This is a genomic window from Myxococcus sp. AB056 (assembly GCF_006547365.1).
GTDB lineage: Bacteria > Myxococcota > Myxococcia > Myxococcales > Myxococcaceae > Myxococcus > Myxococcus virescens.
Genome location: NZ_VHLB01000177.1, coordinates 1 through 5,432 on the forward strand (window position 1 = coordinate 1; position 5,432 = coordinate 5,432).

The 5,432-nt window shown below is 68.3% G+C and carries 1 protein-coding gene; it reads left to right on the forward strand.

Annotated features, from left to right (window positions below; translation table 11 throughout):
- Nucleotides 1–5,432 (forward strand): non-ribosomal peptide synthetase (locus FMP39_RS36800; protein ID WP_141594610.1); only part of this gene is annotated, 5,432 nt, incomplete at both ends.

Here is a 5,432-nt window from a genome sequence, read left to right on the forward strand (position 1 = left end):
GGGGTACCGGATTGAGTTGGGGGAGGTGGAGGAGGCGCTGAAGCAGCACGCGCAGGTGAAGGAAGCGGCAGCGGTGGTGAGGGGAGAGGGGCAGGAGAAGCGGGTGGAGGCGTATGTGGTGGCGCCGGGAGGAGAGGGAGGGGCGCTGAAGGAATATGTGAGGCAGAAGCTGCCGGAGTACATGGTGCCGTCGGTGGTGGTGGTGCTGGAGGCACTGCCGCTGACGCCCAACGGCAAGGTCGACCGCAAGGCACTGTTGGCCTCCGACGCGGGGCCTTCCGAGCCGCGTCAGCACATCGAGCCGCGTACGGTCACCGAGCAGCGGCTGAGCATCATCTGGTGTGAAGTGCTGGGCATCGAGCGGGTGAGCGCGGACGCTGACTTCTTCGAGTTGGGCGGGCACTCGTTGCTGGCCACGCAGCTCATCGCGCACATCCGCTCCGCCTTCGGCGTGGAGTTGCCGCTGCGCACGCTCTTCGCGTCACCTGTTCTCGAAGGGCTCGCGCTGCGAATCGAGGAGTCGGCGCGGGAAGCGGCGGCGCCGAGCGTGCCAGCGCTGACCCGGGTACCACGCATGGGCGCATTGCCCGTGTCGTTCGCCCAGCAGCGGCTCTGGTTCATCGACCAGCTCCACCCGGGCAGTGCCAGCTACAACGTCCCCATCGTCCTCCGGATCGAGGGCTCGCTCGATGTGAGCGCGTTGCAGCGCGCGTTCTCCGCGCTGGTGGCGCGCCATGAGTCGTTGCGCACGACGTTTGCCTCCCACGAGGGCCAGCCTGTCCAGGTCATCCATCCGGCCATGGACGTCCAGCTCGCCTTCGAGGACTTGAGCACGTTGCCGGACGAGGAGCGCGAGGCCGAATTCCGCGCGCGTGCGACTCGAACAGCCCTGCGGCCGTTTCATTTGGAGCACGGCCCCCTGATGCGCGTGGGGCTGTCGCGGCTGTCACCGGACGTGCACGCCCTGGTGCTGGTGCTGCATCACATCGTCTCGGATGGCTGGTCGCTGGGCGTGCTGGTCCGGGAGTTGGGCGCGCTCTATGCGGCCTTCCTCGAAGGACGGTCTCCCGGGTTGCCGGAGCTGCCCGTGCAGTACGCGGACTACGCGGTGTGGCAGCGGCAATGGCTGAGCGGCGCCGTGCTGGAGGCACAGCTCGACTGGTGGCGGCAGCAGCTGTCTGGCGCGCCTCCTCATCTGGAGCTGCCCACCGACAAGCCCAGGCCGGCGACGTTGTCGCACCGCGGTGCATGGGTGCCGGTGCGGTTGTCACGGCCGATGAGCGACGCCGTGACGGCGCTGGCCCATGCGGAGGGAGCCACGCCCTTCATGGTGCTGCTGGCGGCCTTCCAGTTCCTGCTGTCGCGCTACTCGGGGCAGGAGGACGTGCTGGTGGGCTCGCCCATCGCGGGTCGCAGGTACGAAGAGACGGAGGGGCTCATCGGCTTCTTCGTCAACACCCTGGTCCTCCGCGCACAGGTCCAGCCCCATGCCACCTTCCGCGAGCTGTTGGCACAGGTGCGTGAGCGCACACTGGGGGCGTACGAGCATCAAGACCTTCCCTTCGAGAAGCTCGTGGAGCATCTGCAACCCGAGCGGAACCTGGGGCGCAGCGCGCTCTTCCAGGTTCTCTTCGTGTTGCAGAACGCCCCGGTGGGGCCGTTGGCGCTGCCCTCGCTAACCGTGAAGCCGATGGGGTTGATCGACAAGGAGGCGGCCCGCTTCGAGCTTTCGTTGAGCCTGGGGGAGACCCCCCGGGGTTTCGAGGGCCTGCTCCAGTTCAGCACCGACCTCTTCACGGCAGCCACGGCGGAGCGGATGGTGTTCCACCTGGAGCAGGTGCTGAAGGCCGTTACCACGCGGCCCGAATCGCGCCTCTCCGAGATACCGCTGCTGACCGATGCCGAGCGTCACCAGGTGCTGGTGGAATGGAACGGCTCGGTAACGGCTCTCCAGTGGGTGGCTGTCCACCGGCGCGTCGAGCACCACGCGGAGCGGACGCCAGAGGCGCCCGCGGTGCGGTGTGAGGAGCGGGAGCTGACGTACCGCCAGTTGGAGGCGCAAGCCAACCAGTTGGCGCACCACCTGAAGGGAATGGGGGTGGGCGCGGAAGTGCCAGTGGCGCTGTGCCTGGAGCGGGGCGTGGATTGGGTGGTGGCGATGCTGGGGATTCTGAAGGCGGGAGGCGCGTACGTGCCGCTGGACCCCGCGCAACCCGAGTCCCGCCTGCGCGCGCTGGTGGAAGAAGTGGCCGCACCGGTGGTGGTGACGCAGGCGCGGCATGCGGCGACTTTCGAGGGACTGTCGGCGCGCCGGGTGGAGATGGATGGAGGCGCTGCGCGGCTCGAGGCGCAGCCGACGGAAGCACCGCGGGTAGAAGTGCGACCCGAGCAACTGGCGTACGTGCTGTTCACATCGGGAAGCACGGGGCGGCCCAAGGGCGTGGCGGTCACACACGGACAGCTTACCAACTACGTGGAAGCGGCGAATGCGCGGCTGGGGTTGGCGGAGTGCACGAGCTTCGCGCTGGTGTCGACGGTGGCGGCGGACCTGGGAAACACGGTGCTGTACGCGGCGCTGTGGACGGGGGGACTGCTGCATGTGCTGACGCAGGAGAGGGCAAGCAGCGCGGCGGGAGTGGAGGAGTACTTCCAGCGGCATGGGGTGGAGTGTTTGAAGGTGGTGCCCTCGCACCTCGCGGCGCTGATGAGTGGCGCCGCGCCTGGGCAGGTGTTGCCGACGAAGCGGCTGGTGGTGGGAGGAGAGGCGGCATCGTGGAGCCTGCTGGAGCAGGTGGCGGCGTTGGCTCCCGGGTGCGAGGTGCACAACCACTACGGCCCGACGGAGACGACGGTGGGTGTGCTGGCGGGGCGAGTGGAGCTGCCGCGTCGAGCGGAGTCACCCGCGACGGTGCCGCTGGGACGGCCGATGGGCAACACGCGGGTGTACGTGCTGGACGGGAGCCTGCGTCCTGTGCCGGTGGGCGTGGGGGGAGAGTTGTACGTGGGAGGGGCGCAGATCACGCGAGGGTACGTAGGGCGCCCGGAGTTGACGGCGGAGCGGTACGTACCGGACCCGTACAGTGGGGAGGCTGGAGCGAGGATGTACCGCACGGGGGACAAGGTGCGGTGGTTGGGGGATGGGCGACTGGAGTTCATCGGGCGGACAGACTTCCAGGTGAAGGTGAGAGGGTTCCGGGTGGAACCCGGAGAAGTGGCGGCGGTGCTCAGAGCGCATCCCGACGTCCAGGACGCGGTGGTGGTCGCGCGAGAAGAGGTGCCTGGAGACAAACGGCTGGTGGGCTACGCCGTTCGTACGGCCAGGGCGGCTCCGGACATCGCGGCCCTCAGGGCCTTCCTCCAGCAGCGGCTTCCTGGGCACATGGTGCCGTCGGCGCTGGTGGTGCTGGACGCCCTGCCGCTGACGCCCAATGGCAAGGTGGACTGGCGCGCGCTGCCCGTGCCGAACGTGTCGGCGCGTGGCCCGGCTCCCGCCTATGAGGCGCCGGCTTCCCCCATGGAAGAGTCGTTGGCCGCTGTCTGGGCCCACGTCTTGCGGGTGGAGCGGGTGGGCCGGGAGGACGACTTCTTCGCGTCGGGTGGACATTCGCTCCTGGCCACGCAGGTGGTGGCGCGTGTGCGTGCGGTCCTAGGCGTAGAGGTCCCGCTCCGCGCCCTCTTCGAGGCGCCCACCTTGAGGTCCTTTGCCCAGCAGGTGGAGCAGGCGACTCGAAGCCAGACGCTGCCCGCGCTGCGTCCGATGCCTCGGGGGGACCGGGTGCCGCTGTCATTCGCGCAGCAGCGACTGTGGTTCCTGGATCGGCTGAAGCCGGGCGGCACCGAATACAACGTGCCGTATGTGCTGCGGGTGGAGGGCCCCCTGGATGTGTCTGTCCTGGAGCGAGCCTTCTCGGAGCTGGTGCACCGCCATGAAGTCCTGCGTACGGCCTTCCCGGATGAGGGCGGAGCTCCTGTCCAGCGCATCGCTTCGCCATCGCCGATCCACCTCTCCGTGGTCGAGCTGGGCGCTCAGGATGAGTCCGAGGTGCGGCACCGCGTGCGCGCGGAAGTCGACCGCTCATTCGAACTCGCGCGTGGGCCGCTGCTACGCCCCCTGCTGTTGAAGCAGTCCGAGCAGGCGCACGTCCTCGTGCTGCTGTTGCATCACATCGTCTCGGACGGCTGGTCCGCGAGCGTGCTGCTTCGGGAGTTGGCGGCGCTCTACGACGCTTTCTCGCAAGGGTTGCCGTCGCCCTTGCCGGAGCTGCCCGTGCAGTACGCGGACTACGCGCTCTGGCAGCGCGAGTGGTTGAAGGGCGAGGTGTTGGAATCGCAGGTTCGCTACTGGCGCGAGGCACTGGCGGGCGCGCCGCGATTCCTGGACCTCCCGACGGACAGGCCTCGCCCTGCGGCGCAGACCTTTCGAGGCGGAGTTCAGCGGCAGATGTGGCCGAAGGCGCTGTGGCACCAAGTGGAGGCGACCGCGCGGCGAGAAGGGGCCACGCCGTTCATGGTGCTGCTGGCGGCGTATCAGACGGTGTTGTGGCGACTCTCGGGGCAGGACGACATCAGCGTGGGCTTCCCCATCGCGGGTCGCACGCAGGCGGAGACCGAGGGGCTCATCGGCAACTTCGCCAATACCCTGGTGCTGAGGGCTCGCGTACGTCCCGAGCTTTCCTTCCGGGACATGTTGGCGCAGGTGCGTGAGGTGACCCTGGGGGCCTACGCACACCAGGACGTCCCATTCGAGAAGCTGGTGGAGGCATTGCAGCCGGAGCGGGACCTGAGTCGCAGCCCGTTGTTTCAAGTCTCCCTGACACTTCAGAACACGCCTGCGCCCGAAGTGAAGCTGCGACAGGGATTGTCGCTGACGGTGATGGACGCGCGGATTCAGACGTCGAAGTTCGACCTGTCGATGTTCGTCGTCGAGCTACCGGAAGGTGCCGCCGCGTCAGTCAATTACAACAGCGACCTGTTCGAGGCGAAGACGGCGGAGCGGCTGCTGAAGCAGGTGTCGGTGCTGCTGGAGGCCGCGGTCGCGAATCCGGAGACGCGCCTGGGCGAGCTGTCGTTGATGTCGGGGGAGGAGCGGCGCGTCCTGGTGGAGGAGTGGAGCGGGCGACGTGTGGAGTACCCGAGGGAGGCGTCGCTGGCGGAGCTGTTTGAAGCGCAGGTGGAGAGGACGCCGGGCGCGGTGGCAGTGGAGTGGGCAGGGCAGCAGGTGAGTTACGAGGCGTTGAATCGCCGAGCAAACCAGTTGGCGCACCACCTGAGGGGGATGGGAGTGGGCGCCGAGGTACGAGTGGGCTTGTGCGTGGAGCGCTCGTTGGAGTGGGTGGTGAGCGCGCTGGGGATTCTGAAGGCTGGGGGCGTGTACGTGCCGCTGGACGCGAGCTACCCGCTGGAGCGGCTGGGGTGGATGAAGCGAGAGGCGG